The 26,728-nt window shown below is 65.9% G+C and carries 21 protein-coding genes and 1 pseudogene; 11 read left to right on the top strand and 11 right to left on the bottom strand.

Annotated features, from left to right (window positions below):
* Positions 1-55 precede the first annotated feature (55 nt).
* The 8 genes from CLG85_RS09720 to CLG85_RS09685 all read right to left on the bottom strand — a co-directional run bounded on the left by CLG85_RS09720 (position 56) and on the right by CLG85_RS09685 (position 8,369).
* A complete protein-coding gene (locus tag CLG85_RS09720) occupies positions 56-1,009 on the bottom strand; it encodes a 3-hydroxyacyl-CoA dehydrogenase NAD-binding domain-containing protein (RefSeq protein ID WP_095883471.1) in 954 nt (317 codons plus the stop codon).
* A 66-nt stretch (positions 1,010-1,075) separates the two neighbouring features.
* A complete protein-coding gene (locus CLG85_RS09715; RefSeq protein ID WP_095883472.1) occupies positions 1,076-2,491 on the bottom strand; it encodes an FGGY-family carbohydrate kinase in 1,416 nt (471 codons plus the stop codon).
* A 7-nt stretch (positions 2,492-2,498) separates the two neighbouring features.
* On the bottom strand, positions 2,499-2,813 hold the full coding sequence (rhaM, locus tag CLG85_RS09710) for an L-rhamnose mutarotase (protein ID WP_095883473.1): 315 nt from the start codon (positions 2,811-2,813) through the stop codon (positions 2,499-2,501).
* On the bottom strand, positions 2,813-3,814 hold the full coding sequence (locus tag CLG85_RS09705; RefSeq protein WP_095883474.1) for an ABC transporter permease: 1,002 nt from the start codon (positions 3,812-3,814) through the stop codon (positions 2,813-2,815). Before CLG85_RS09705 ends, rhaM begins: the two co-directional genes overlap by 1 nt.
* Positions 3,811-4,791 carry an ABC transporter permease gene (locus CLG85_RS09700; RefSeq protein WP_095883475.1) on the bottom strand — a complete coding sequence of 327 codons (981 nt, stop codon included), beginning with the start codon at positions 4,789-4,791 and terminating at the stop codon, positions 3,811-3,813. Before CLG85_RS09700 ends, CLG85_RS09705 begins: the two co-directional genes overlap by 4 nt.
* Positions 4,792-4,906: 115 nt before the next feature.
* Entirely contained in the window at positions 4,907-6,451 is a 1,545-nt protein-coding gene (locus CLG85_RS09695) for a sugar ABC transporter ATP-binding protein (RefSeq protein ID WP_095883476.1), read from the bottom strand.
* A gap of 72 nt (positions 6,452-6,523) precedes the next feature.
* Positions 6,524-7,522, bottom strand: coding sequence for a rhamnose ABC transporter substrate-binding protein (gene rhaS, locus CLG85_RS09690; protein ID WP_260348793.1), 999 nt, complete (start codon positions 7,520-7,522; stop codon positions 6,524-6,526).
* A gap of 46 nt (positions 7,523-7,568) precedes the next feature.
* Positions 7,569-8,369 carry a DeoR/GlpR family DNA-binding transcription regulator gene (locus tag CLG85_RS09685; RefSeq protein ID WP_260348792.1) on the bottom strand — a complete coding sequence of 267 codons (801 nt, stop codon included), beginning with the start codon at positions 8,367-8,369 and terminating at the stop codon, positions 7,569-7,571.
* A gap of 187 nt (positions 8,370-8,556) precedes the next feature.
* Between CLG85_RS09685 and CLG85_RS09680 the strand changes: the two are divergent.
* Positions 8,557-10,657: pseudogene (locus CLG85_RS09680) on the top strand (bifunctional rhamnulose-1-phosphate aldolase/short-chain dehydrogenase).
* A 75-nt stretch (positions 10,658-10,732) separates the two neighbouring features.
* Entirely contained in the window at positions 10,733-12,007 is a 1,275-nt protein-coding gene (rhaI, locus tag CLG85_RS09675) for an L-rhamnose catabolism isomerase (RefSeq protein WP_095883794.1), read from the top strand.
* Positions 12,008-12,647: 640 nt separating this feature from the next.
* On the opposite strand, the gene CLG85_RS09670 is transcribed toward rhaI, so the two are convergent.
* Together CLG85_RS09670 and CLG85_RS09665 are read right to left on the bottom strand one after the other, a co-directional pair.
* Entirely contained in the window at positions 12,648-13,700 is a 1,053-nt protein-coding gene (locus CLG85_RS09670) for a ParB/RepB/Spo0J family partition protein (protein WP_095883793.1), read from the bottom strand.
* The gene (locus tag CLG85_RS09665) at positions 13,697-15,007 is read right to left on the bottom strand and encodes an AAA family ATPase (RefSeq protein WP_095883792.1); all 1,311 of its coding nucleotides are present in this window, start codon (positions 15,005-15,007) and stop codon (positions 13,697-13,699) included. The genes CLG85_RS09670 and CLG85_RS09665 overlap by 4 nt, the downstream gene beginning before the upstream one ends.
* Here CLG85_RS09665 and CLG85_RS09660 point away from each other — a divergent pair.
* The 6 genes from CLG85_RS09660 to yjfF all read left to right on the top strand — a co-directional run bounded on the left by CLG85_RS09660 (position 15,006) and on the right by yjfF (position 21,666).
* Positions 15,006-15,233: a hypothetical protein gene (locus tag CLG85_RS09660; RefSeq protein WP_141244686.1), complete on the top strand. Its 228-nt coding sequence runs from the start codon at positions 15,006-15,008 to the stop codon at positions 15,231-15,233. The genes CLG85_RS09665 and CLG85_RS09660 overlap by 2 nt on opposite strands.
* A gap of 256 nt (positions 15,234-15,489) precedes the next feature.
* Positions 15,490-16,083: a hypothetical protein gene (locus tag CLG85_RS09655; RefSeq protein WP_235865486.1), complete on the top strand. Its 594-nt coding sequence runs from the start codon at positions 15,490-15,492 to the stop codon at positions 16,081-16,083.
* A 272-nt stretch (positions 16,084-16,355) separates the two neighbouring features.
* On the top strand, positions 16,356-17,309 hold the full coding sequence (ytfQ, locus tag CLG85_RS09650; RefSeq protein WP_095883790.1) for a galactofuranose ABC transporter, galactofuranose-binding protein YtfQ: 954 nt from the start codon (positions 16,356-16,358) through the stop codon (positions 17,307-17,309).
* 93 nt (positions 17,310-17,402) lie between these two features.
* A complete protein-coding gene (locus tag CLG85_RS09645) occupies positions 17,403-18,905 on the top strand; it encodes a sugar ABC transporter ATP-binding protein (protein WP_235865485.1) in 1,503 nt (500 codons plus the stop codon).
* Entirely contained in the window at positions 18,902-19,951 is a 1,050-nt protein-coding gene (locus CLG85_RS09640) for an ABC transporter permease (protein ID WP_260348791.1), read from the top strand. Before CLG85_RS09645 ends, CLG85_RS09640 begins: the two co-directional genes overlap by 4 nt.
* On the top strand, positions 19,948-21,666 hold the full coding sequence (gene yjfF, locus CLG85_RS09635; protein WP_260348790.1) for a galactofuranose ABC transporter, permease protein YjfF: 1,719 nt from the start codon (positions 19,948-19,950) through the stop codon (positions 21,664-21,666). The genes CLG85_RS09640 and yjfF overlap by 4 nt, the downstream gene beginning before the upstream one ends.
* A gap of 38 nt (positions 21,667-21,704) precedes the next feature.
* Here the strand turns inward: yjfF and CLG85_RS09630 are convergent, their stop codons facing one another.
* Positions 21,705-22,634, bottom strand: coding sequence for a LysR family transcriptional regulator (locus tag CLG85_RS09630; RefSeq protein ID WP_176476566.1), 930 nt, complete (start codon positions 22,632-22,634; stop codon positions 21,705-21,707).
* Positions 22,635-22,768: 134 nt separating this feature from the next.
* Between CLG85_RS09630 and chvE the strand changes: the two genes are divergently transcribed.
* The 3 genes from chvE to mmsB all read left to right on the top strand — a co-directional run bounded on the left by chvE (position 22,769) and on the right by mmsB (position 26,702).
* Positions 22,769-23,833 (top strand): multiple monosaccharide ABC transporter substrate-binding protein, encoded by a 1,065-nt coding sequence (chvE, locus tag CLG85_RS09625; protein ID WP_095881920.1) that lies wholly within the window; start codon positions 22,769-22,771, stop codon positions 23,831-23,833.
* A 99-nt stretch (positions 23,834-23,932) separates the two neighbouring features.
* Positions 23,933-25,450: a multiple monosaccharide ABC transporter ATP-binding protein gene (gene mmsA / locus CLG85_RS09620; protein ID WP_095881919.1), complete on the top strand. Its 1,518-nt coding sequence runs from the start codon at positions 23,933-23,935 to the stop codon at positions 25,448-25,450.
* A gap of 13 nt (positions 25,451-25,463) precedes the next feature.
* Positions 25,464-26,702: a multiple monosaccharide ABC transporter permease gene (mmsB, locus tag CLG85_RS09615; protein WP_095881918.1), complete on the top strand. Its 1,239-nt coding sequence runs from the start codon at positions 25,464-25,466 to the stop codon at positions 26,700-26,702.
* The last annotated feature ends 26 nt before the right edge of the window (positions 26,703-26,728 follow it).

The following is a 26,728-nucleotide window of genomic DNA, read 5'->3' as shown; positions in this document are numbered from 1 at the left end:
ACCCGCGTGTCCGGCCGGCGTTTGCTTGTAGAACCTGCGATCAATGCCCGGGCTGTCAGCCCTCGGCGTCTTCCGACAGAGCCTTGAGCCGGCGCAGCAGCGCAGCGTCGCGGAAGGCGACGTCCTTGGCAAAGCTCTCCTCGGTCGGCGTGCCATAGGCCTCGGTCAGCATGGCGCGGGTCTCGGTGTCGAGCCGCGCGTCGCCAAGGTCGTCCCACCAGGTCTCGACCGCCTCGCCGAGGTGATCGAGGAAATGCGCCATGCCGCCGACACCGCCTGCCAGCGCAAAGATCTTGCCCTGCCCGATGAAGGCCCACCGCTGGCCCGGCCCCATCGAGGCGGCAAGGTCAATGTCCTGCATCGAGGCCACGCCCTCGCGCGCCAGATAGACGCTCTCGCGCAGGACGGCGGCCTGCAGGCGGTTGGCGATATGGCCGATCATCTCGCGGTTGAGCTTGATCGGCACCTTGCCGATCGCCTTGTAGAAGGCCATCGCCGCATCGACCGCCGCATCCGAGGTCAGCTTGCCGGGCACCACTTCGACCAGCGGCACCAGGTGCGGCGGGTTGAACGGGTGGCCGACGACCAGCCGCTCGGGGTGGGTCATCCCGGCCTGCAGCTCGCTGGGCATGATGCCGCTGGTCGAGGAGGCGATCACCACCTCGGGGGCCAGCGCCGACTCGAGTTTGGCATAGGTCTCGCGCTTGATCTCGATCCGCTCGGGGGCGTTCTCCTGCACCAACTCGGCGCCGGTGGCGGCCTCTTCTGGCGTGGCGAAGAAGGTCAGCGCGGCCTGCGCCTCTTCGGCGCTGAGACCCGAGGTCTGCCCAAGCGCCTCCAGCGACGGCCAGGCGGCGGTGACGAAAGCGCGCAGCTTGGCCTCGGCACCCGCGCCGGGATCGCTGGCGCGGACGGTAAGGCCGGCGCCGAGGAACAGCGTCGCCCAGCTGGCGCCGATGGTGCCCGTGCCGATGACGGCGACGGTCTGGGGATTGGTCGGGAAGGGCATGGGAAAACCTCTCGCATTCGGGAAATCGCGCATGGCTGGGCGGAAACCGCCTCGCTTGCGCGCACCCTAGCCGTTTGCGCGGCGGGTGAAAGACCCCCCGGTCGGTTCCTGCCGGACCACCGCACGCCATGCCGCAGCGTAATTTTCCAGCGCCTCCCGGCCCGAGGTCACCTCATGCGACTGCAGCGCGCTGGCCGGGGCCCCGCCTGCCGCCAGCAGCGCCGCACCGATGCTGGTGCCGGTGGCCGAGGCGGAACAGGCCACCTCGCGCCCCGTCGCCGCAGCGAGCATGTCGAGCAGCAGCGTGTTGCGGGCAAGGGGACCCTCGACCACCACCGACCCCTCGGCGCCGATCAGCGACAGGCATTCGGCGGTCATCAAGCCAAGGTAAAAGGCCAGCGCCACGGATTTCTCGCCGGGCGAGAGCGCCTCGGTCCAGTCGCCGTGCCGTCCGGGGAACGGGCCGGATGAGGTCTCGACCGAGGGCAGCAGCATTGCCCGCCTTTGCAGGACCGCACTCACGTCGCGATCGGAGTGGGGCCCGGTCTCGGGCTTCAGCATCTCGTACTCGCGCCCTCCCATGAAGCGCGCCGAGGGGGTCGGGCCACCGAGCGCGTTCACGTTGATCAGCAGGTCGCGCGCCGGATCGAGCGGCACCTGCGCGCCGCCAACGGCCATGGAGATCACCCAGGTGCCGGTCGAGACCACGGCAAAGGGCTGAGCCAAAGCCTTGTGGTGCGGCAGAAGCGAGGCGTTGGAATCGTGGATGCCCGAGAGCACGGGCGTCTGGGGTGCGATGCCGGTGCGGGCGGCGATCTCCGGCAGCGGAGTCCCGGCCACATCGCCCGCATGGGCGAGCGGTGCCATCTTACTCTCGAGCCCCAGTGCCGCGACGAGCGGCGAGAAGCTGCCCTCGCGCGGTTGCCACAGGTCGGTGTGACAGCCGAGCGACGTGTACTCGCAGCCGAACCGCCCGGTGAGCAGCCCCGACCAATACTGCGGATAGGTCACCACCTGCGCGAGCCGGTCGCGCAGCCCGGGCTGCGTCTCCAGCAGCCAGTGCAGCTGCGCGCCCGCGTTGAGCCCCATCGGCAGGCGCGGTGAGCCGGTGACGGCGAACTCGGGGCGAAGCGCGTCATAGGCCTCTGCCAGCCGGTCCGGGCCGTCATGCTCGTAATCCAGCACCGGGCAGGCCAGCGCCCCTGCCCCGTCGAGCAGCACCAGCGAGGCGCCATGGGTGGTGACGCTGATCGCGTCGATCCCGTGTTCGGCCTGAAGCTCGGCGAGGCCGTTCAACAGGAAGGCCCGGAGGCGCTCGATGTCGTAATGCGGATAGGGGCCGTCACGGAGCACCCTGTTCGGCAGGGTCCGTACGCCGATCTCGGACATGCTGGCCATGTCGACGACCGCGAGCTTGGCATTGGTCTTGCCGATGTCCCAGACGGCAACGTGACGGGGGCTCGGGCGGGGCGGCTTGGTCATCGCGGCCTCATTTCATGTGAAACATGGGCTCGAGCGGCACGGCGACCGGCGCGTTGTCCGCATGAGTGCGCATGATGTCGGCCATATGCGCCCACCAGCGCTGCATGACCTCGGTCTGCGGCAGCGCATCCATGCCATGATCCTCGCGCCGCCAGAGCACGCCGAAGAGATGGCCCGTCTCGGGATCGAGGTGGATCGAGTAATCCTCGACGCCCGCCTCTTTCAGCAGCGTGACAAGCTCGGGCCAGATCGCGTCGTGTCGGCGCTTGTATTCCTCGGCGCAGCCGGGGTTCAGCTCCATGCGGAAGGCATATTTCTCCATCAGTGCCTCCACATGGCCCAGAGCCGCGGCAGGGCGATCACGCCGATGAGCAGCAGGCCGATGAAGATCGACATGACAATGCCCGGCACGTTCAGCAGCCCGAGCCCGAAGGTCACCAGCCCCATGACGAAGGCGGCGATCACCACGCCGGGGATCGAGCCCGAGCCGCCGAGGATCGACACGCCGCCGAGCACCACCATGGTCACCACCTCGAGCTCCCAGCCGAAGGCGATGGAGGGCCGCGTCGAACCGAGCCGCGAGGTCAGGCAGATCGCCGCGATGCCCGACATGAGCCCGGTGAGCAGGAAGAGGATGAACTTCACCCGCGCCACCCGGATCCCCGAGAAGCTGGCGGCGGTGGCATTGTTGCCGATGGCATAGACCATGCGGCCAAAGTTGGTCCGGTGCAGCAGGACGTAGTAGAGCACCGCCAAGAGCGCGAAGAGCACGAACTCGAAGGAGATCACCCAGAAGACGTAGCCCTGGCCGAAGTAGGCGAACTCCGCCGGGTAGCCGCGGTAGGCGCCGTCGCCGAGCACGATGTAGGAAATGCCGCGGAAGAGGCTCATCGTGCCGATGGTGACCACGATGGACGGCAGGCCCATCTTGGTCACCAGCACGGCGTTGAAGGCGCCGCAGGCGAGCCCCGTGACAAGACCGATAAGCACGAGCTCGGGCGTGCCCGCACCGTATTGCACGGCGGCCCCCATGGCAGTGGAGCAGAGCGCGATGATCGAAGCGACCGAGAGGTCGATCTCGCCGGCGATGATCAAGAGCGCCATGGCAAAGGCGATCATCGCCTTTTCGGTGAAGTTGAAGGTCGCGTCGCTGAGGTTCCAGGCGTTGAGGAAATAGGGCGAGGCGAAGCTGTTGGCGGTGAAGATCGCCACGGCGACGAGGAAGAGCAGCAGCTCCCAGCTTTTCAGCAGCCGCGCGCCGGGGCCCTGCAGCCGGTCGGGGATGCGGCGGGGGGCCTGCTGATGGTCGGCGATGTCGGTCATGCGTGGCCCTCCGCGCGCTTGAGGATGATGCGGCCCTTGCTGCGGCCGGAGCGGCTGTTGAAGGCCACCGCGACGATGATCGCCGTGCCCGAGATGGCGAGCTGCCAGAACGGCGAGATGTCGACCACCGGCAGGGCGTTCTTGACTATGCCGAGGAAGAGCGCGCCGAGCAGCGTGCCGAGGATGGTCCCCGCCCCGCCGGCAATCGAGATGCCGCCGATGACGCAGGCCGCCACCACCTCGAGCTCGAAGCCGCCGGCGATGTCGACATAGGCCACCGAGTAGCGGGCGACCCAGAGATACCCCGTCAGCCCCGCCAGCATGCCGGAGATGGTGAAGGCCATGAACTGCGTCCTGCCGACGTCGATGCCGGTATAGACCGCCGCATGCGGGTTGCCGCCCACGGCGTAGAACGCGCGGCCGAGCGGTGTGCGGGCGATGCCGAGAAAGAATAGCCCGGTGACCAGGATGGCGATCCAGGCGAGCACCGGCAGGCCGAGAATATCGACGCGCGGGAAGCCGGTGAAGGCGGCGCTCATTTCATGCGCGTTGACCCAGGCGCCCCCCGAGAGGACGAAGATGAGGCCGCGGTAAATGGTCATCGTGCCCAGCGTCACCACGATGGGCGGGATCTTCAGCTTCCAGACCATCAGCCCGTTGATCATCCCCATCACCGCGCCCATGCCGAGCGCGAGGATCAGGATCACCGCCACCGGCACCCCCGGGTAGGCGGCGTTGAGCATGGCGCAGACCATGCCGGTGAGCGCGAGATTGGCCGCCACCGAAAGGTCGATGCAGCGGGTGAGGATCACCACCGTCTGCCCCAGCGCCAGCAGGATCAGCGGCGAGGTGTCGGTGAAAACGCGGGCGAGGTTGCCGGGCTCGACGAAGGCCGGGAAGCGGCTGGAGATCAGCACGAGAAGCGCGAGGATCGCGGCAGCGAGGATGGCTTCGCGGGATCTCAGGAAGGATGTCATGTGGCGGCTCCCTGTGACGGAGGGCGACTGGGGGCGCTGCCCCCTCTTGGCCTGACGGCCAATTCACCCCCGGGATATTTGGACCTAGAAGAATGGAGAGCGAACGGTGCCGAGCTCATGGCCGGGCCCCGATGCCGGCGGCGTGGCGCACGAGGTTCTCGGGGGTAAGCGCCTCGCCCTCCAGCTCGGCGGCGATCAGCCCCTCGCGCATGACGATGACCCGATCGGACATGCCCAGCACCTCGGGGATCTCGGAGCTGACCATGATCACCGACAGGCCCTGCGCCGCGAGCTCGGCCATGAAGCCGTGAACGGCGGCCTTGGAGCCGATGTCGATACCCTTGGTGGGCTCGTCGAGGATGATGACCTTGGGTTTCGTCGCCAGCCACTTGGCGATCACCACCTTCTGCTGGTTGCCGCCCGACAGGGTCCCGACGTCCTGGTCGAGCGCGGCGGCGCGCAGGTCAAGCCGTTCCGTATACTCGCGCGCGAGGGCGAACTCTTCGGACAGGCGCAGGAAGCCGTGGCGCGAGGTCTGCGCCAGCGAGGGCAGCGTGACGTTCTGGAAGATCGGCAGGCCGATCACCGCCCCCTGCCGGCCGCGGTCCTCGGGCACGTAGACGATGCCGTTCTCGACCGCCTCGGCGGGCGAGCGGATCACCCGCACCTGCCCGTCGATGCGCACCGCGCCCTTGGAAGGTTTCGTCACGCCGAAGAGCGCCTGCATGAGTTCCGAGCGCCCTGCCCCGACCAGCCCGTAGAAGCCGAGGATCTCGCCGCGGCGCAGGGTGAAATTGATCTCGTCGAACTCGGTGGGATGGGCGTAGCCCACCACCTTCAGCACCTCGTCGCCGATATTGTGGGCGCGCTGCGGGAAGATCTGGTCGACCGAGCGGCCGACCATGAGGCGCACCAGCTCGGCCTCGTCCACCTCGGAGATCAGACCCGAGCCGACGTGCTGGCCGTCGCGGAAGACGGTGTAGCGGTCGGCGATGCGGAAGATCTCGTCGAATTTGTGGGAGATGAAGAGGATCGCGCGGCCCTCGGCGCGCATCCGCTCGACCAGCTCGTAAAGCTCCTCGATCTCCTTGTGCGACAGCGCGGCGGTGGGCTCGTCCATGATGACGACGCGGGCGTCGACCGAGAGCGCCCGGGCGATGGCCACGAGGTGCTTCGAGGCGATGCCAAGCTCACGCAGCGGCATGTCGGGATCGAGATCGGCGTCGATGCGGGACAGGATCTCCTGCGCATCACGGCGCATCTTCGGCCAGTCGATGAGGCCGAACCTTGTGCGCGGCGCGTGGCCGATGAAGATGTTTTCGGCGACGCTGAGTTCGTCGAAGAGCACCGTCTCCTGGTGGATCGCGGTGATGCCCGCAGCGGTGGCATCCTGCGCGGTGGCGAAGTGCACCGGCGCCCCGCCAAGGGAAATCGTGCCGCCGTCGGGCTGGTAGATGCCGGTCAGCGTCTTGACGATGGTCGACTTGCCCGCGCCGTTCTCGCCCACCAGCGCGGTGACCTGGCCCGGGTAGAGCTCGAGCGTGACGCCGTCGAGGGCCTTGACCCCCGGGAATGTCTTGGTGATCCCCTCGAGCCGCAGCACAGGCGCGGCATCGGCCGTCACATGCGCGACGGGCGGGGTGGTGAGGCTGACTTGCATCGAGGCCCCCGATTGGTGGGTTTGGGTGGGACCCCGGCGCAAGCGCGCGCCGGGGCTCAGGTCAGGAGCGGATCAGAAGATGCTCTTGAACTCGTCGATATTGCTTTCGTCGTAGACGAAGGGATCGGCCATCGCGCCCTCGTTGTTGTCATCGAGGGTCAGCTTGCCCATGCGGCCCATGGGGATCTCGGCGCCCGGGGCGGCCTCGGCATCGCCGGTGGCCAGCTCGTAGGCGAGGTAGGTCGCCGAGTAACCCAGATCAATCGGGTTCCAGATGGCAAAGCTCTTCGACGCGCCGCTCTCGATCGCGCCGGCCATCTCGGACGGCAGGCCGAGGCCGGTGACGTTCACCTGCCCCACCTTGCCGGCGTCCTCGACGGCGCGGGCGGCGGCGACGATGCCGACCGAGGTCGGCGCGATGATCGCGTCGAGATCCGGGTAGGTCTGCATCAGGCCCTGCGCCTCGCGGTACGACTTATCGGCGAGATCGTCGCCATAGACCGTGCCCACCACCTCGATGCCCGGGTAGTTGCCCATCACCTTGTTCATCTCCTCGATCCAGATGTTCTGGTTGGTCGAGGTGGTGGTGGCCGAAAGCACCGCAACCTTGCCGCCCTCGGGCAGGTTGTCGGCGGCAAGCTTGATGATCATGTTGCCGATCAGCGGGTTCGACGAGGGGTTGAGGTGGAGCTGCCGCCCCTCGGGCGCGACGCCGCTGTCCCAGGAGATCACGGTGATGCCGCGCTGCATCGCCTTCTTCAGGGCGGGCACAAGCGCATCGGTATCATTGGCCGAGACGGCGATCGCATCGACGTTCTGCGCGATCAGCGAGTTGATCACCTCGATCTGGCCCTCGGCGGTGGTGTCGGTGGGGCCGGTGTAGATCACCTCGACGTTGCCCAGCTCCTTGGCGGCTTCCTCGGCGCCCTTGGCCGCGGCCTCGAAGAAGCCGATGCCGAGCGCCTTGACCACCAGCGCGATGCGCACGTTGTCCTGCGCCTGCGCGGCGCCGCCGGCCAGCATCATCGCGGCCAGCGCGCATCCTCCGAAAAGTCGTCTCGTAATGCCCATGGTATCCTCCCTGAATTTATGAGCGGTCACGTATCGTGCCGGGCGGTCACCCGGCCCCGGCGGTTCTTGCCCGTCCCGTCTGCGCCACGATCAGCCGGATCTCGGCTGCCTCCAGCATCGAGGCGGTGCGGTCGGAAATCCCGTCATCGGTGATGACGATGTCGATGCGTTCGAGCGGGCAGAGCACGAGGCTCGAGCGGTTGTCGAACTTCGTGCTGTCCACCAGCACGACCAGCTCGTCGGCCTGGTCGATGAGCTTTTCCTCTGCCTGGATCAGCAGCGGGTCGGCCTCCATCAGGCCGATCGGCCCAAGCGCATGGGCGCCCATGAACATGCGCTTGGCGTAATAGTGCCGCGTCATGTCATTGGCGAAGGGCGACAGGATGATGTTCTGCTCGCGGTAGAGCGCGCCGCCGGGCAGCATCACCGTGTTCTTGGAGTTCTTCAGCAGGTGCTCGGCGATCGGGAAACTGTTGGTCAGCACCTGCAGCCGGCGGTTGGCCAGCGGGTGGACCATCTGGAAGGTCGTCGTCCCGCCGTTGATGATGATCGCCTCGCCGTCGTCGCAAAGCGCCACGGCCTCGCGGGCGATGGCCTGCTTCTGGTCGATGTTGATCGACTGGCTCACCGCGAAGGGCCGTCCGGCCAGCCCCGGCAGCGGCGGCGGGGTCAGCGCCTCGGCGCCGCCGCGCACCCGGCGCAGCCGCTTGGCGCCATGCAGCGTGGCGATGTCGCGCCGGATCGTCGCCTCGGAGGTGCCGGTCAGCGCCACGAGCTCGGACACGGTCACGATCGGCCGCTCCTGGACGGCGGAAAGAATGATCCTGTGGCGTTCCGTTTCGTGCATCTGGTCCTCCCGTTCGGTTCAGATTGGACGAATCCCCCCCTCAAGTCAATCATGTTTTTTCAGTTTCAATCATGCTGCGCTGCCGCATGATCGTTTTTGATCGTTTCTGGTTGACAGATCGCAGGGCGAGCCGCAGCTTTCAGGGCGAGGAGGCGGCCATTCCGGACCGCGACAATGGAGGATCACCATGCTGACACGGGCCAAGGACCGCCTGCAAAATCTGTGGGATAGCGGCAAGGCTGCGGGGATGAGCGAGCCGGAAAAGCTGCTCTACCGGTCCAACCTTCTGGGGTCGGACAAGCGAATCACCAACTACGGCGGCGGCAACACCTCGGCCAAGGTTCTGGAGCGCGACCCGCTTACCGGCGATCAGGTCGAGGTGCTTTGGGTGAAAGGTTCGGGCGGCGACGTCGGCTCGATGAAGCTGGACGGGTTCTCGACCCTCTACATGGACAAGCTGCGGGCGCTTAAGGGGGTCTATCGCGGGGTCGAGTTCGAAGACGAGATGGTCGGCTACCTGCCGCATTGCACCTACAATCTGAACCCGCGCGCCGCCTCCATCGACACCCCCCCTGCACGCCTACGTGCCGCGCGCCCATGTCGACCACATGCACGCCGACGCGATCATCGCCATTGCCGCCTCGAAAGACTCCAGGGCTCTGACCCGCGAGATCTTCGGCGAGCGCATCGGCTGGCTGCCCTGGAAGCGCCCCGGTTACGAACTGGGCCTGTGGCTCGAGAAATTCTGCCTCGATAACCCCGAGGCAGACGGCGTCGTGCTGGAGAGCCATGGGCTCTTCACCTGGGGCGACACCGCCGAGGACTGCTACGCCACCACCATCGAGATCATCAACGAGGCCATCGGCTGGCTCGAGGCCAAGACGGAGGGCACTCCCGCCTTCGGCGGCGCCAAGCTGCAGAGCCTTGCCCCCGAGGCGCGGCGCGAGGTGGCGGCGGCGCTGATGCCGGCGATCCGTGGCATGGTATCGGGCAACCAGCACATGGTCGGCCATTTCGACGATCAGGAAGCGGTGCTGGAGTTCGTGAACTCGCACGCGCTGGACACCCTCGCCCCGATGGGCACCTCCTGCCCGGACCACTTCCTGCGCACCAAGATCGCGCCGCTGGTGGTGGATTTCGACCCTAACAAGCCGGATCTGGACGCCGTGCTGGCCAGCCTGCCCGCGCAGGTCGAGGCCTACCGCGAGAGCTACGCCGCCTATTACGCGCGCTGCAAGCGGGACGACTCCCCTGCCCTGCGCGACCCTAACGCGGTGGTTTACCTCGTTCCCGGCGTCGGCATGATCACCTTTGCCAAGGACAAGGCCACGGCGCGCATCTCGGGCGAGTTCTACGTCAACGCCATCAACGTGATGCGCGGTGCCTCGGCGATCAGCGAGTACCAGGGCCTGCCCGAGCAGGAAGCCTTCGATATCGAGTACTGGCTGCTCGAGGAAGCCAAGCTCCAGCGGATGCCGAAACCGAAGTCTCTGGCCGGCCGCGTGGCGCTGGTCACCGGCGGCGGCGGCGGCATCGGCGCGGCGACCGCCGAGCGGCTGCTGCGCGAGGGCGCCTGCGTGGTGCTGGCCGACATCGATCTCGCCGCCGCCGAGAAAGTCGGCACCGAGCTTTCCAGTCTCTATTCCGGCGATGTCGTGCGCACCGTCGCCGTGGATGTGACCCGCGAAGAGGCCGTCGCAAGAGCCTATGCAGAGGCTGCCGTCGAGTTCGGCGGGGTCGACATTCTAGTGTCGAACGCGGGGATCGCCTCCTCGGCCCCGGTTGAAGAGACCTCGCTGGCGCTCTGGAGCCGCAACATGGACATCCTGTCCACCGGCTATTTCCTTGTCTCGCGCGAGGCATTCGGGCTGCTGCGCAAGCAGGGTCTGGGTGGGTCGATCGTCTTCATAGGGTCGAAAAACGGCCTCGCCGCCTCGCCCAATGCCTCGGCCTATTGCACTGCCAAAGCCTCCGAGCTGCACCTTGCCCGCTGCCTCGCGCTGGAAGGCGCCGAGCTGGGCATCCGGGTCAACGTGGTGAATCCCGACGCGGTGCTGCGCGGCTCGCGCATCTGGGAGGGTGAATGGCTCGACCAGCGCGCATCGACCTATGGCACCGACAAGGCAGGGCTCGAAGAGATGTACCGCAATCGCTCGATGCTCAAACGCTCAGTACTGCCCGAGGACATCGCCGAAGCGGCCTATTTCCTGGCCTCGGACCTCTCTGCCAAGTCGACCGGCAACATCCTCAACGTCGATGCGGGCAACAAGGAAGCCTTCACGCGATAAGTCTCTGTTACGGCGGCGCGGGGTTCCCGGGCCGCCTTTTTCACGCCGTCCGAAGCGATGGCACGGGAGGATTTCATGATCGACAGCGATCTCATTGCCGCGCAGAACGCGGCCCGCGCCGAGGCGCTCAAGTTCGACTACGAGGCCCTGGGCACGCAGCTCGCCCGCCGCGGCGTCGATATCGACACTATCAAGAGCAAAGTCGGCTCCTACGGCGTCGCTGTCCCAAGCTGGGGCGTGGGCACCGGCGGCACCCGCTTTGCCCGTTTCCCCGGCGACGGCGAGCCGCGCGGCATCTTCGACAAGCTCGATGACTGTGGTGTCATCCACCAGCTTACGGCGGCCACGCCAACGGTCTCTCTGCACATCCCCTGGGACAAGGAAGACCCCGCCGCCCTGCTCGAGAAGGCCGCCTCGCTCGGTCTCGGGTTCGACGCGATGAACTCCAACACCTTCCAGGACCAGCCAGGCCAGACCCTCAGCTATAAATACGGCTCCCTGTCGCACACTGACCCGGCGGTACGGGCGCAGGCGATCGAGCACAATCTAGACTGCATCGAAATCGGCTCGAAACTGGGGTCCAAGGCTCTGACCGTCTGGATCGGCGACGGCTCGAACTTCCCCGGACAGACCGACCTTACGGCGCAATTCGAGCGCTACCTCTCGGCCATGCAGGAGATCTACAAGGGCCTACCCGGGGACTGGCGGCTGTTCTCCGAGCACAAGATGTTCGAGCCCGCCTTCTACTCCACCGTCGTGCAGGACTGGGGCACGAACTATCTGATCGCCAGGGAACTCGGCGAGCGCGCCTTTTGCCTCGTCGACCTCGGACACCACGCGCCCAATACCAATATCGAGATGATCGTCGCGCGGCTGATCCAGTTCGGGAAGCTCGGCGGCTTCCACTTCAATGACAGCAAGTACGGCGACGATGACCTCGATACCGGCAGCATCGACCCGTTCCGGTTGTTCCTCGTGTTCAACGAACTGGTCGCCGCCGAGGGCAAGGAAGGCTTCGCGCCCGCCCATATGCTCGACCAGTCGCACAACGTGACGGACCCGATCGAGAGCCTGATTTCCTCGGCCAATGAAGTCCGTCGGGCCTATGCGCAGGCGCTGCTGGTAGACCGCGCCTCGCTGAAAGGCTTCCAGGAGGAGAACGACGCGCTCATGGCCGCGGCGACACTCAAGGCGGCTTACCGGTTGGACGTGGAGCCGATCCTCGCCATGGCGCGCCTCGAGGCCGGTGGCGCCATCGATCCCGTTGCCGCCTACAGGGCCTCGAACTACCGGGCGAAGGTCTCGGCTGAACGGCCCGCGGTCAGCGGCGCAGGCGGCGGAATCGTCTGATCCGACGCAAATTCCTGCATCTCGAGCAATATTTCGGTCCCGGCAGTGAAATCTGCCGGGATTTTTCGTTCCGAGTCATGCGGTTAGGGTCGATTCTAGTCTAGATTTCGCCCTGAAACCCCTGATTCGCAGGGATTTCAGGGCGAATCACCTCTGGAACGGCAATTTCTTGGTGTTGGGGATCGCCCATTTCTCGAAGACGCCGCCCGACTCTTCGGAGAGGATTTCACTGGCGTTTAGCTTGGTGAAACCTGCCGCTCTGAGCGCCCTGCCCTACCCTGCCCCACGCGTCGTCTGGCACGCGCAAGACGTTTTCACCCCCATCAAAGATCGGCTAGGCCAGGCCCGAACTCATGGCCCGGCTGAGCTGCGCGACTCTGGGTAACCCATGGGTTACCCAGAGTCGCGCGTCACCCAGCAGATGCCCGGCACCCTCGCCCACCAACGGCGGGTAAAGAGGGTCGCCCCATCTCCAATGCAGCGAACCAAGACCGCTTCGAACCGTCTTCCGTTGGCCAAGACCGCCTGATCTTTGTCTCCCCCCCCACCCAAGCAAAAGGCCGGTAACCCATGGGTTACCGGCCTCTCATGCCCTTTGTTTTCAGGTCGGGTTACCATCACCCGCCCCGTAACCCATGGGTTACCCGTCGCGCAGCGCCGCCTCGAACGCTTCGACCGCGCGCTGCAGCCGTTTACGGTCTACCGAGGAGAAATCGATCTCGGAGAGGATCCGGCACTCGCCCTTGCGCGCGGTGACCTTCGACAGTCCGACATGGAATTCGTATTTCACACTGCGCTGCCGCGGCGTGTCCTGCGACTTCGCCTCTGCCCGCTCGGCGCTCTGCACGAACTTCTTCAGCATCTCGGCCTGTTCCTCGGCCGAGCTTACCGTCGACAAAACGCTGCGCAGCGCCCCTGCCCGCTCCGGCGCGGCCTGCAGTTTCCGCGCCACATCGACACCGAGGTTGCGCGAGACCGCCTTGGGATACGGCAGCGCCTCGTCGAGCTGCTCGAGCAGGTAGACAAAGCTGCGGATGTAAGAGCGCTTCATCTTGTGCAGCGACGCATAGATGCGGCCGACGAGTTCCTCGGCGCCCATCCCGTCGAGACCGCTGTCCTGCGCCGCGGTGATCGCGACCTGCGCCATCTCCGCGAAGCTCAGGTCCTCGCGGATCACGTTCTCCTCGACCATGTCGATATAGAGATCGATCCGCGTTCCCGCCTCTTCCGCCACGCGCGCGATGGCCTTGGCAAACCGCGCGTCCCCGGTTTCGGTGAGAAGCTGTTCAAGCGCAGTGATCCGACGCCAGCCCTTTTTCAACTGGTAGCCGTGCTCGGTGCGGTAGACTTCGATCGGCTCCTTCTGGCCACGTTCGCGGATCGAGGCCTTGAGTTCCTCCATCTCGTCCGAGGTCGCCACGCCGCTGAGGTCAAGGCGGTCGCGCGGAAGATCATCGGTGCGGATGTCCTCGAGCGGGATCGCGACGAGCACGCGTCCTTCCTCCTGCGCAAGCCGGAAGGCCTTGGCATCGGTGGCATTCTGGCGGCGCTGCTCGACGAGGTTCTCGGTGCTCTCGGTCATGCTGCTGGCCGCCTCGCGCACTGCGGCGCCCATTGGGCCCACGTCACGGCGGCGCGGCTTCACCTCTGCGGTCTCGATCGGGCCGAAGCCGAACTTGTTCTTGCTGCTCATGCTTCAACCTCCTCCTTCGCGTTCTTCGCTTCCCAGGCGCGCAGCACCACCTCCTTGAACTCGTCGTAGGCGGAGTCGAAGCTCTGACGCGCCCGCTTCCAGGTCTCGCGGGTCATCTGCCGATAGTCCTGTTCGTAGACCGACTGCTGGAAGCGGCCGGATTGTTCGACCGCACGGGTCATCTCGATGGCGTGCTTGCAGACGTCGGCACCAAAGACATTGCGGAAGGCATCCATCATGGCGACGTGCAGCGGGTTCGATTGCTCGAAGCGGGTCATGAGGAGGCGCACGTCATCGAAGCGCTTGGGCAGGCGGATGCCGGCATCCTCGGCGACCTTGGCAAAACCGTCCGAGATGTCCTCGAGCGCGTCGCCGAGCTGACCGAGGAAGCTGGTGGTCGAGTCATACTCCCAGTAGCCCGGACCCGAGGGGATATAGAGGATGTCCGCCGCGAAGGCCGCGTTCAGCGACTGGTAGCCGATGGCCGGCGGGCAGTCGAAGATGATGAGGTCGTATTGATCCTCGGGCAGCTCGTCGAGGTAGCGCGACACGCAGCCGAAGAAGCTCCAGGCCTTGTGCATGGCACGGTACTGCGCCGAGGCGAACTCGACGAAGGCGGCGTTGGCGCAGGAGGGGATGATGTCGATGGTCGGCCAGGCAGTCTTCTGGATGAAATCCTGGATGCGCTGCGCGCCGATCGACTGCACGTCCTCGGGCAGCTCGTCGGCGGTGGGGTAGGGGCAGTCGGCCGGGTCGTCATAGGCGGCGGCGATGCGATCCGCCTCGCGGCAGAGGTCGCGGCACATGATGCCCCAGACCGTGTTCCACTCCTTCACCTCGGTCAGACCCATGGAGTGGGTCATCGTGGCTTGCGGATCGAAATCGATCACCAGGACGCGGTAGCCGTCGAGCGCCGCCGCATTGGCCAGGTGCTGGGCCACGACGGTCTTGCCGACACCGCCCTTGAAGTTGGAGACCGCGACGCGCATCGCCCGGCCACCGGGACGGTGGGGCAGCAGCGGCTTGCCGCGGAAGCGCAGGCGCCGGCGCAGCTCGTTGATCTCCTGCAGCGAGAACCAGCGCTGGCGCCCGTCCTCTTCCACGGTGCCCTGCGGCAGCGAGGGATCGTCGGCCAGCTTCTTGCGCAACGTGTCCGCAGGCACGTCGAACATGAAGTGGCTGATCTCCCAGATGGAGAAGGGGCGCAGGATCTTCTCCTCGGCCGGGGAAAAGGTCGCGCGGCGCACCGCAGCCTGCTGCGCAAGGCTGCGTTCGTTCATGGATTGAAGGTCGGAATGATCTCTCATGAGCCTGCTCGTGTTTTCTGTTACTACCCCTTCAATAACGCGAATTGCAGAAAGGGCAAAACCCAGAGTTCGCATTTCTCGTATTTCGGCGAAGATTTTCAGGATTACGGGATTTCCGCAGCACCCAAGTCACGGACTCGGTGACAGCTCTGGGGCCAAAATGGTGGATAAGGTGACAAACACCCCCTATATTGGTGTCACCATGCCTGTCACCCATTACCAATGAACCGATTTTTTCCAAATAAATTTGGAGAAGGGTTCCGGTCCCGCTTTTTTGTCCACATTGACAAACGACGGGAAAATCGAGCAGTCTCGAAGCCAATGGGGAATCGGCCAATGAAGCCGAACCCGAACCGGCGGCAGAGCAGACGAACATGGACTTCAAACGATTTACGGGACCTCAGGCAGGGTCCCAGAAATACGACCTTTTGACGGCCTTGGCCCTTGCCGGGCTAAACGGGTCACCGGGATTCCAGACCTCGATGCTGCGGCTCGTGGCCATCGTCACGGCGCGCTACAATTGGCGAAACGACGAGCTGACGGTCGGCCAGCGCGAGATGGCGCGGCTCTGGTCGGTCGACGAGCGCACGGTGAAGCGCGAGATCAAGCGGCTGACAAAAACCGAGATCCTGCTCCAGCTCAGGCCCGGCGTGCGGGGCAGGGTGGCGGCCTACCGGCTCAACTACGCCGAGGTTTACCGGCTCTCGGCACCGCATTGGGAGAACGTCGGTCCCGATTTCTCTGCCCGCATGGAGGTGCAGCAGCCCGAGCCCGCCACAACCGGCGAAAAGGTCGTCCGCGTCGACTTCGGCGCCCGTGCGGCGGATGTGGCCGCCCCCACGCCCGGCAGCGGCCCCTGGTCGCGCACCCTGGCGCGGCTGGCGCAGAGCGATCCGGGCCTGCACCGCAGCTGGTTCTCGGGGCTGGTCTTCGACGATTTCGAGCAAGGGCTGCTACTGCTCAAGGCGCCCTCGGCCTTTGCCGCGCAATACGTGCTGACCCACCACCTGCGCCCGCTGCAGGGCATGGCCGCTCAGGAATTCCACGGCCTCCGCCGCATCGAGATCACCGGCTGATCCTCAGGACGTGCCCAGCCCCTTTCTTCTAGGCCAAAGTATCCCGGGGGAGGCGCCGCCTCGGCGGCGACGGGGGCAGAGCCCCCAGCGGCCTTGGCCAAGGCTCCATACGTCCCCGAGTCGCGCGCTTGCATGCGAGGCACCCAGCATGGTCTCACTAACCATATGAGATAGCTCACTCCTTCTCACCCTCCGCACAGGGCGCTTTACAATAGTAATAAAGTAATACTTAATATCCGAAGGACCTGAGGAGAGGTCCAAGGGAGGACATCATGACCATTCTGAAAAGCTTGCTCGCAAGCGCCGCTATTCTTGTGCCTGTTGTTGCCATGGCCGAGGGAGAGACCGTCGGCTTCAGCCAGATCGGCTCGGAATCCGGCTGGCGCGCCGCCGAAACCACGGTCACCAAGCAACAGGCCGAGGAGCGCGGCATCACCCTCAAGTTTGCCGACGCCCAGCAGAAGCAGGAGAACCAGATCAAGGCGATCCGCGGCTTCGTTGCGCAGGGCGTCGACGCGATCCTGCTCGCGCCCGTGGTCGCCACCGGCTGGGAGGACGTGCTGGAAGAGGCCAAGGACGCCGACATCCCGGTGATCCTGCTCGACCGCAACATCGACGCGCCGGAAGATCTCTACATGACCGCCGTCACCTCCGACCAGGTGCACGAGGGCATGGTCGCCGGCAACTGGCTCAAGGAAGCCGTCGCCGGTGAGGAGTGCCCGATCGTGGAGCTTCAGGGCACCACCGGCTCGTCGCCCGCCATCTCGCGCAAGAAGGGCTTCGAAGAGGCCATCGCCGATGCGCCCAACCTCAAGATCACCCGCAGCCAGACCGGCGATTTCACCCGCGCGCAGGGCAAGGTGGTGATGGAGAGCTTCCTCAAGTCCGAGGGCGGTGCCAACATCTGCGCGCTCTACGCCCATAACGATGACATGGCCGTGGGCGCGATCCAGGCGATCAAGGAAGCCGGCCTGAAGCCGGGCGAGGACATCAAGATCGTGTCGATCGACTCGGTGCCCGACATCCACCTCGCGATGAAGGCCGGCGAGGCCAATGCCACGGTCGAGCTGACGCCGAACATGGCCGGCCCGGCCTTCGACGTGCTGGAAGCCTACTGGAAGGACGGAACCATGCCGCCGAAGTGGATCCAGACCGAATCCAAGCTCTACACGAGCGACGACGACAACGCGGCCATTTACGAGAGCAAGAAGGATCTCGGATACTGACGCTGCGCGGCGGGGGCAGGGCCCCTGCCCAACGCGCCTTCCGGAGGGGGTTCCGGGAGGCGCAGAACCCTGTCCAGGGGAGGGGACTTCGGGATGGCCATGCCAGAACCGGTGCTGCACGCGCGCGGCATCAGCAAATTCTTTCCGGGCGCGATCGCGCTCGATGACGTCGAGCTGGCGCTCTATCCTGGCGAGGTGCACGCGCTGCTGGGCGAGAATGGCGCGGGAAAATCGACGCTAATCAAGTGCCTGACCGGGGCCTACACCCGCGACGGCGGCACCATAACCCTCTCGGGCACCGAGATCGACCCGCGCGATCCGCTGGACAGCCAGGCGCTCGGCATCGGCACGGTGTATCAGGAGGTGAACCTCCTGCCGAACCTGACGGTCGCCGAGAACCTCTTTCTCGGGCGCCAGCCGATGCGCTGGGGCATGGTCGATCACCGCCGCATGCGCGCCGAGGCGCTCGAGATCCTGCGCGATTACGGCCTCGAGATCGACCCGGGGAGGCTTCTCGACAGCTATTCCATCGCCATTCAGCAGATCGTCGCCATCGCCCGTGCCGTCGAGCTTTCCGGCAAGGTGCTGATCCTCGACGAGCCGACCGCCAGCCTCGACCATGACGAGGTGCAACTGCTGTTCTCGGTGATCGAGCGGCTGAAGGGCAGGGGGCTCGCCATCGTCTTCATCACCCATTTCCTCGACCAGGTCTTTGCCATCTCCGACCGCGCAACCATCCTGCGCAACGGCCGGGTCGTGGGCACCCGGCGGCTCGCCGATGTCAGCCAGACCGAGATCGTCACCCTGATGCTTGGCCGCCAGCTCGAGGCGGCGACCCATCACCGTGCTCAGTCCGAGCCCGGGGAGCTGCTGCTCTCGCTCAAGGGATACGGCAAGCGCGGCAGCATCGAGCCCTTTGACATGGACATCCGCGAGGGCGAGGTCGTCGGACTTGCCGGGCTGCTCGGATCGGGACGCAGCGAGACGCTGGGCGTGGTCTTCGGCGTGGTCGCGGCGGATCAAGGCAAGGCCGAGCTGCGCGGCAGGCCGCTCCGCATCTCCAATCCGCGCGAGGCGATCCGCAACCGCTTTGCGCTCTGCCCCGAGGACCGCAAGACCGACGGTATCGTCGGCGACCTCTCGGTGCGTGAGAACATCATCCTGTCGTTGCAGGCCCGGCAGGGCTGGCACCGCCCCATTCCCCGTGCCCGGGCCGAGGAGATCGCCCAGCACTACGTGAAGGCGCTGGATATCCGCCTTGCCTCGCTCGACATGCCGATCCGGCTGCTTTCGGGTGGCAACCAGCAGAAGGCACTGCTGGCGCGCTGGCTGGCGACCGAGCCCGAGCTCTTGATCCTCGACGAGCCGACCCGTGGTATCGACGTGGGCGCCCACGCCGAGATCATCGCCCTCATCGAAGACCTGCGCGAGAAGGGCATGGCGCTGATCGTCGCCTCCTCGGAGATGGAAGAGCTGGTGGCCTATTCCAGCCGCATCGTCGTGCTGCGGGACCGGCGGCAGGTGGGTGAACTCACCGGCCACGAGATCTCGACCAAATCCATCGTCGAGGCCATCGCGGCGGAGGACGCGGCATGATGAAATCCACGCTGAGACGGGTCACCCCGCAGATCGTCATCCTCGCACTGGTGCTGGCGGCCAACTTTCTGGTCTTCCCCGGGTTCTTCCACGTCGAGTTTCAACATGGGCGGCTTTTCGGCAACCTGATCGACGTGCTCAATCGCGGCGCGCCGACGGCGCTTCTGGCCACCGGCATGACGCTGGTCATCGCCACACGCGGCATCGACCTTTCGGTCGGGGCCGTGATGGCCATTGCCGGGGCGGTTGCCGCCTCGGCCGTGACCGGCGGCGCGCATTGGACGCTGGCGGTGCTCATGGCGCTGGCGGCGGGCGCGGCCTGCGGGCTGTGGAACGGGCTGCTGGTGGCGATCTTCCGCATCCAGCCGATCGTCGCAACGTTGGTGCTCATGGTCGCCGGGCGCGGCATCGCGCAACTGCTGACCGAGGGCGCGATCCTCACCTTCAACGACCCCGGGCTGATCCGGCTCGGCGCGGGCACCATCGCCGCCGTGCCGACACCGATCTGGTTGTGGATCGCCGTGGCCTGCGTCACCGGACTTGTGATCCGCCGTTCTGCGCTCGGCCTGCTGATCGAGGCGGTTGGGATCAACCAGACCTCCTCGCGCCTTGCCGGGATCAATGCGCGGGTGCTGCTGATCGCGGTTTACCTCGTCTCCGGGCTCTGTGCCGCGCTGGCGGGCGTCATCGTTGCCGCCGACATCAAGGGCGCGGACGCCAACAACGCCGGGCTCTGGATGGAGCTCGACGCCATCCTCGCCGTGGTCATCGGGGGCAATTCGCTGCTGGGCGGGCGGTTCTCGATCACCGCCTCGCTGCTGGGCGCGCTGATCATCCAGGGGGTGAACGCGCTGATCCTGCTCTCGGGCATGCCGGTGGAGTTCAACCTCGTCATCAAGGCGCTGATCATCATCGCCATCCTCGTCATCCAGAGCCCGCGCGTGCGCCACAGCCTCTACCTGCTGCGCGCCTCGACGGGCCCCGTCCTGCGCGAGCGCCCGTCCCGCGCCGCGCCGCGGACCCGTCCAGAGAAGGGCCAGTCATGAGCCAGTCCACCAAGCTTCCGCTGTACATCACGCTTGCCACCTTCGTTCTGGCCTTCGCGCTCTGCGCGGTGCAGTTCCCGGCGATGCTGTCCACGCGGGTTGTGGCGAACCTGCTGACCGACAACGCCTTCCTCGGGATCACCGCCGTCGGCATGACCTTCGTGATCCTGTCGGGGGGCATCGACCTCTCGGTCGGCTCGGTCATCGCCTTCACCGGGGTCTTCCTCGCGGTGATCCTGCGCGACACATCCATTCACCCGCTGGTCGCCTTCGCGCTGGTGCTGGTGATCACCACCGGCTTCGGCGCGGCCATGGGCGGGATCATCCATTACCTCGAGATGCCGCCCTTCATCGTCACGCTCGCGGGCATGTTCCTGATGCGCGGGCTGGCCTACGTGCTCTCGACCGAGTCCGTGCCGATCACTCACGAATTCTACGACTGGCTTCAGTCGCTCTACTGGAAGGCCCCGGGCGGCGGGCGGTTCCGCCTCACCGGCGGGCTGATGCTGCTGACCTATGCGCTGGCGATGATCGTCCTGCACCGCACGCGCTTTGGCCAGAACGTCTATGCCATCGGCGGCTCGGCGCAGACGGCGCAGCTCATGGGGGTGCCGCGGGCGCGGACGACCATCGGAATCTACGCCGTCTCGGGCGGTCTGGCCGGTCTCGCAGGGATCGTCTACACGCTCTACACCTCGGCGGGATACTCGCTGGCGACCGTCGGCGTCGAGCTCGACGCGATCGCCGCGGTGGTCATCGGGGGGGACGCTCCTGAGCGGTGGCAGCGGATTTGTCGCGGGCACTTTCTTTGGCATTCTGATCATGGGGCTGATACAGACGTATATCGTCTTCGACGGCACGCTTTCGAGCTGGTGGACGAAGATCGTGATCGGGGGCCTGCTCTTCGCCTTCATCATGCTGCAGAAGGGTTTGGGTTGGGCAACGACGGCGCGCATAAGGCTTCTGACCGCATCAGACGCGCGATCATGACATTGACGGCGGGCGGCGGGTTCTCGGACCGCGCCCAAAGCCATACCACCCACGTGGTGGACCAGCTTGGTCTTGCCATCGTCGCCGGGGAATACCCCGAGCGCGCGATGATCCCGCTCGACCCGGACCTCGAAGAGATGTTCGGCGTCTCGCGCACGGTCATCCGTGAGGCGAAGAAGACGCTGATCGCCAAGGGCATGCTGGCCTCGAAGGCCAAGGTCGGCACGCGGGTGCAGCCCTCGTCCGAGTGGAACATGTTCGACCCCGACGTGCTGCGCTGGCATTCCGAGCAGAAGACGCCGGGGCGTTTCGTCGCCGACCTCAACGAGATACGGCTGATCATCGAGCCCTCGGCGGCGGCGCTGGTGGCCGAGCGGGCGGGACCGGCGGAACACGCGCGGCTCGAGGCAAGCTGCGAGGCGCTGGCGCAGGCCGGCAGCCGCACGGCCTTCGCCATGGCGGATCTGGAGTTCCACAAGCTGATCCTGCAGCTTTCGGACAACCGTTTCCTGCAGTCGCTGGGCGATCTGGTGCAGGCGGCGCTCTACTCGCAGCTCATCGCCGAGGCCGAGGAGGCGCGCGAGCCGGGCGATCTGGCGCGCAGCGTCGAGAAGCACCGCGCCATTGTCGACGCGATCCGCGCCGGGGTGCCCGAACGGGCGCGTGCCTGCATGGAGAAGGTGGTGATGGATGCCCCCGCCGGAGGCGTGCGCCGGGCGGGGTGAAATGCGGATGGGAAGATTTCCCGAAGTCGGGAATGCCCTCAGAAACTCCGAATGCTTTCCTGCACCATGCCGAGCAGCCGCTCCGCCGCCTTCGAGATGTGCCGCCCCCGCGCCTGGATGATCAGGTAGGGCTCGACCGTCAGCAGCCGGTTCAACTGGAGGCGGCGCAACTCGGCCGAGACCGGCGGCTCCAGCATGAGGTCGATGACCTCCTGCGACATGGGCGCGACGGCGTCGGAATCCTTCAGCAGCGCGATGATCGCCAGTAGCGAGGAGGTGGTGATCACATCCGGCGGGGAGGTCATCCCCTCGTCATGGAAGGCGGTTTCGATGGCGGCGCGGATCGGCGCGCCGCGCTGCTGCAGGATCCAGCGGGTGCCGTGCAGGTCGGCGATGGCGACCGGGCTGCGCCCGAGCTTCGGATGGCCTTCGCGCACCAGAAGCTGCACGATCTCGTCGCGCGCCGGCTCGAGGATAAAGTCACGCTCGTTGACCTGCGGCGGCAGGCGGGCGAGGGCGAAATCGAGCTCGCCGCGCTCCAGCGCCTGCACCAGCGCCACCGAGGGCGCGACCTCGATCGAGATGTCAACGGAGCTGGAAAGCGCCTTCAGCCGCTGCACCTGCGGCACCAGCTGGCCGAGCGCCGGGCCGGTCACCGCGCCGACGCGCACCGTGCCGCCGAGGCCGGAGTGCAGGTCATCGAAATCCTCGGCCATGCGGCGCAGGTCATGCTCGATCCGCCGGGCGTGCTGGGCCAGCAGTGCGCCGGTAGGCGTGGGCTCCATCCCCTTGGGCGTGCGCTGGAACAGCCGCGCACCGATGGCCCTCTCGAGCTCGGCCAGCATCCGCGAGGCGCCGGGCTGGGTCATCCGGCAGGCGGTGGCGGCGACCTGCAGTTGCCCGTGTTCGGCGATCGCGGCGATCAGGCGGATCTGCGCGGGGCGCAGGTTTCTCAGCAGCTCGGACATAGCGCATACCATTAAAGTTATGCGGATGACCAATATTGGTATTTGTTCGGTATGTCACCATTAAGTAGGACTTTTGACGTTCCCCAAGGGGACTAGCGGGGTGCGGGAGACGCCCCCTCAACGGGAGGATACCGATGAAACTGAAGAAACTCGCGGGTGCGCTCGCGGTAAGCCTCGTTGCGCTTTCCAGCGCGGCCTTCGCGCAGGACAAGGGTACCGTTGGCATCGCCATGCCGACCAAGAGTTCGGCGCGCTGGATCGACGACGGCAACAACATGGTCAAGCAGCTCGAGGAGGCCGGCTACGGCACCGATCTGCAATACGCCGAAGACGACATCCCCAACCAGCTCGCACAGATCGAGAACATGGTGACCAAGGGCGTCGACGTGCTGGTGATCGCCGCCATCGACGGCACCACCCTGTCGAACGCGCTGGCCAATGCCGCCGCCTCGGGCGTGCGCATCGTCGCCTATGACCGGCTGATCCGCGACAGCGGCGACGTCGACTATTACGCCACCTTCGACAACTTCAAGGTCGGCGTGCAGCAGGCGACCTCGCTGGTCGAGGGCCTGAACGAGCGCTTCCCGGACAGCAAGCCGTGGAACGTGGAACTCTTCGGCGGCTCGCCGGACGACAATAACGCCTACTTCTTCTACAACGGCGGCATGTCGGTGCTGCAGCCGCTGATCGACAGCGGCGACATCGTCGTGCAGTCCGGCCAGATGGGCATGGACAAGGTCGGCACGCTGCGCTGGGATGGCGCGGTCGCGCAGGCGCGCATGGATAACATCCTGTCGGCCAACTACACCGACAAGGACGTGCACGGTGTGCTCGCGCCCTACGATGGCCTGTCCATCGGCATCCTGTCGTCGCTCAAGGGCGTCGGCTATGGCTCGGGCGATCTGAAGATGCCGATCGTCACCGGTCAGGACGCGGAAGTTCAGTCGGTCAAGTCGATCCTCGCCGGCGAGCAGTACTCGACCATCTTCAAGGACACCCGCGAGCTGGCCCGCGTCACCGTCGGCATGGTCAACGCGCTGATGGAAGGCTCCGAGCCCGAGATCAACGACACCGAGACCTACGACAACGGCGTGAAGGTCGTTCCGTCCTACCTGCTCGAGCCCGTCCCCGTCGACGCCTCGAACTGGGAAGAAGTGCTGATCGGCTCCGGCTACTATACCGAAGACCAGATCAAGTAAGCGGTCCTCCCGAGCGCCCCATTTGCTCCCGGGGCGCTGAATTGGGGGAGGCCCTCGGGCCTCCCCCGACCTTCACTTCATACAAGGCAGGTACGGGTCATGACTCTTCTGCTCGAGATGCGCGGTATCACCAAGGAGTTCCCGGGGGTGAAGGCGCTCGACCAGGTGAACCTCCAGGTCCGCGAAGGCGAGATCCACGCGATCTGCGGTGAGAACGGTGCCGGCAAGTCGACCCTGATGAAGGTGCTTTCCGGGGTCTATCCCGTGGGCAGCTACGACGGGGAAATCCATTACGCCGGTCAGCTCGCCGAGTTTAAGACGCTGCGCGACAGCGAAGACCGCGGCATCGTCATCATCCACCAGGAACTGGCGTTGGTGCCGCAGCTCTCGATCGCCGAGAATATCTTCCTCGGCAACGAGCGGCAGACTGGCGGCGTGATCCAGTGGCAGGAGACCTTCCGCCGCACCGAGGAGCTGCTCGCCAAGGTCGGCCTGCGCGACGCGCCGGGCACGCTGGTCGACAGCATCGGGGTGGGCAAGCAGCAGCTGGTCGAGATCGCCAAGGCGCTGTCCAAGGATGTGAAGCTGCTGATCCTCGACGAGCCGACGGCGGCGCTGCAGGAGAACGACAGCCGCAAGCTGCTTGACCTGATGCTCGAGCTGAAGGCACAGGGCGTCACCTGCATCATCATTTCCCACAAGCTCAACGAGGTGCGCTACGTCGCCGACACCGTGACGGTGATCCGCGACGGCATGGCGGTCTCGGAGCTCGACGCCTCGCAGGGGCTCTCGGAGGACCGCATCGTGCGGGACATGGTGGGCCGCGACATGTCGCAGCGCTACCCCGACCGCACCCGCCGCGCCGGCGAGGTGGTGATGGCGGTGAAGGACTGGAACGTCTGGCACCCCGAGCACGCCGAGCGGCAGGTCATCAAGAACATCAGTTTCAACGTCCGCGCCGGCGAGGTGGTCGGCATCGCGGGGGTCATGGGCTCTGGCCGCACCGAGCTGGCGATGTCCATTTTCGGCCAGAGCTGGGGCAGGGGCATCTCGGGCGAGGTGTCGCTGCACGGCAAGCCGATCGACGTGTCCAAGGTTGACCGGGCCATCGACAACGGGCTCGCCTATGTGACCGAGGATCGCAAGTCGCTGGGGCTGATCCTCGACGAGAGCATCCGCTTCAACACCACCCTCGCCAATCTGAACGGCGTGTCCGAGAGGGGCGTACTGAACGAGGCCGAGGAAACCGATGTCGCCGAGCGCTACCGCAAGGCGCTGGCCACGCGCACGCCGACGGTGATGCAGAAGGTCGGCAACCTCTCGGGCGGCAACCAGCAGAAGGTCGTGCTGGCCAAGTGGCTCTTCACCGAGCCCGAGGTGCTGATCCTCGACGAGCCCACGCGCGGCATCGACGTCGGGGCGAAATACGAAATCTACTCGATCATCAACGAGCTCTCCGCCGAAGGAAAAGCCGTCGTGATGATCTCGTCGGAGATGCCCGAACTCTTGGGCATGTGCGACCGCATCTATGTCATGAACGAAGGCGCTTTCGTCGGGGAACTCTCCGCCGAGGAAGCCAGCCAGGAGCGCATCATGTCGCTCATCGTCAGCGAGTGAGAGGGGAGGGGACATGTCCACTCAAACGGCAGAAACCGCAGGGCAGTCCGAGGGCCAGGGCCTGAAGCACTACCTGCGCAACCACATGCGCGAATACGGCCTGCTCTTCGCGCTCATTGCCATCATGGTGTTCTTCCAGGCGGTGACCGGCGGCACGCTGCTGCGCCCGGTGAACATCACTAACCTGTTCCTGCAGAACAGCTACGTCATCATCATGGCGCTGGGGATGCTCATCGTCATCGTCTCGGGCAACATCGACCTCTCGGTCGGCTCGGTGCTCGGATTCATCGGCGCGCTGGCGGCGGTGATGATTGTGCACTGGGGCTGGTCCGTGCCCCTGACCATCCTCGCCTGTCTCGTCGTCGGTGGCCTCATCGGCGCGGCGCAGGGCTACTGGGTGGCCTACTGGTCGATCCCCTCGTTCATCGTGACGCTGGCGGGGATGCTGGTGTTCCGCGGCGCCTCGCTCTGGCTGCTCGAAGGCCAGTCCGTGGGCCCCTTCCCGCCGAGCTTCCAGATGCTCTCGACCGGGTTCGTGCCGGACATCTTCCCGCGCGAGATGACCGCCGGGTTGGCCGAGATCGCTGGCTCGCGCAACTTCAACCTGCTGGCCATGGGCGTCGGCATCATCGCCGCGGTGACCATCGTCTGGCTCGGCCTGCGCGAGCGCGCCCGCGACAAGGCCTATGGGATCGAGGGCGAGCCCGCGAACTTCTTCTGGGTGCGCAACGCCATCGTCTGCGGCGCGCTGCTCTTCCTGACCTTCAAGATCGCCACCTTCCGGGGCCTGCCCAACGTGCTGGTCACCATGGGCGTGCTGATCGTGATCTATGCCTTCATCACCCAGAAGACGGTGATCGGCCGCCGCATCTACGCGCTCGGCGGCAACCGCAAGGCGGCCAAGCTCTCGGGTATCAAAACCGAGCGTCTGACCTTCCTCGCCTTCGTCAACATGGGGGTGCTGGCGGCGCTGGCGGGCCTCGTCTTCGCTGCGCGTCTCAACACCGCGACCCCCAAGGCGGGCTTCGGCATGGAGCTCGACGTGATCGCGGCGGTCTTCATCGGCGGCGCGTCGATGGCGGGCGGCTCGGGCAAGATCGTCGGGGCCGTGGTCGGCGCCTTCATCATGGGCGTGATGAACAACGGCATGTCGATCATGGGCATCGGCATCGACTACCAGCAGATGATCAAGGGCCTCGTGCTGCTCGCCGCCGTGATCTTCGACGTCTACAACAAATCGAAACAGGGCTGAGCCGCGCGCTCGGCCCCTCACTACAG

This window comes from Alloyangia mangrovi (assembly GCF_002300555.2).
In the GTDB taxonomy this organism is placed as follows: Bacteria; Pseudomonadota; Alphaproteobacteria; order Rhodobacterales; family Rhodobacteraceae; genus Salipiger; species Salipiger mangrovi.
This window is presented reverse-complemented; position numbering and strand designations above follow the sequence as displayed.

Excerpts from the sequence above, each read along its gene's own strand:
- CLG85_RS09665 (WP_095883792.1), bottom strand. The coding sequence starts at position 15,007 with ATGAGAGATCATTCCGACCTTCAATCCATGAACGAACGCAGCCTTGCG.
- rhaI (WP_095883794.1), top strand. The coding sequence starts at position 10,733 with ATGATCGACAGCGATCTCATTGCCGCGCAGAACGCGGCCCGCGCCGAG.
- yjfF (WP_260348790.1), top strand. The coding sequence starts at position 19,948 with ATGAGCCAGTCCACCAAGCTTCCGCTGTACATCACGCTTGCCACCTTC.
- CLG85_RS09695 (WP_095883476.1), bottom strand. The coding sequence starts at position 6,451 with ATGCAAGTCAGCCTCACCACCCCGCCCGTCGCGCATGTGACGGCCGAT.
- mmsA (WP_095881919.1), top strand. The coding sequence starts at position 23,933 with ATGACTCTTCTGCTCGAGATGCGCGGTATCACCAAGGAGTTCCCGGGG.
- ytfQ (WP_095883790.1), top strand. The coding sequence starts at position 16,356 with ATGACCATTCTGAAAAGCTTGCTCGCAAGCGCCGCTATTCTTGTGCCT.
- CLG85_RS09685 (WP_260348792.1), bottom strand. The coding sequence starts at position 8,369 with ATGCACGAAACGGAACGCCACAGGATCATTCTTTCCGCCGTCCAGGAG.
- CLG85_RS09660 (WP_141244686.1), top strand. The coding sequence starts at position 15,006 with ATGAGCCTGCTCGTGTTTTCTGTTACTACCCCTTCAATAACGCGAATT.
- CLG85_RS09715 (WP_095883472.1), bottom strand. The coding sequence starts at position 2,491 with ATGACCAAGCCGCCCCGCCCGAGCCCCCGTCACGTTGCCGTCTGGGAC.
- rhaM (WP_095883473.1), bottom strand. The coding sequence starts at position 2,813 with ATGGAGAAATATGCCTTCCGCATGGAGCTGAACCCCGGCTGCGCCGAG.
- CLG85_RS09720 (WP_095883471.1), bottom strand. The coding sequence starts at position 1,009 with ATGCCCTTCCCGACCAATCCCCAGACCGTCGCCGTCATCGGCACGGGC.
- CLG85_RS09705 (WP_095883474.1), bottom strand. The coding sequence starts at position 3,814 with ATGACCGACATCGCCGACCATCAGCAGGCCCCCCGCCGCATCCCCGAC.
- chvE (WP_095881920.1), top strand. The coding sequence starts at position 22,769 with ATGAAACTGAAGAAACTCGCGGGTGCGCTCGCGGTAAGCCTCGTTGCG.
- rhaS (WP_260348793.1), bottom strand. The coding sequence starts at position 7,522 with ATGGGCATTACGAGACGACTTTTCGGAGGATGCGCGCTGGCCGCGATG.
- mmsB (WP_095881918.1), top strand. The coding sequence starts at position 25,464 with ATGTCCACTCAAACGGCAGAAACCGCAGGGCAGTCCGAGGGCCAGGGC.
- CLG85_RS09630 (WP_176476566.1), bottom strand. The coding sequence starts at position 22,634 with ATGTCCGAGCTGCTGAGAAACCTGCGCCCCGCGCAGATCCGCCTGATC.
- CLG85_RS09640 (WP_260348791.1), top strand. The coding sequence starts at position 18,902 with ATGATGAAATCCACGCTGAGACGGGTCACCCCGCAGATCGTCATCCTC.
- CLG85_RS09700 (WP_095883475.1), bottom strand. The coding sequence starts at position 4,791 with ATGACATCCTTCCTGAGATCCCGCGAAGCCATCCTCGCTGCCGCGATC.
- CLG85_RS09670 (WP_095883793.1), bottom strand. The coding sequence starts at position 13,700 with ATGAGCAGCAAGAACAAGTTCGGCTTCGGCCCGATCGAGACCGCAGAG.
- CLG85_RS09645 (WP_235865485.1), top strand. The coding sequence starts at position 17,403 with ATGGCCATGCCAGAACCGGTGCTGCACGCGCGCGGCATCAGCAAATTC.
- CLG85_RS09655 (WP_235865486.1), top strand. The coding sequence starts at position 15,490 with ATGCTGCGGCTCGTGGCCATCGTCACGGCGCGCTACAATTGGCGAAAC.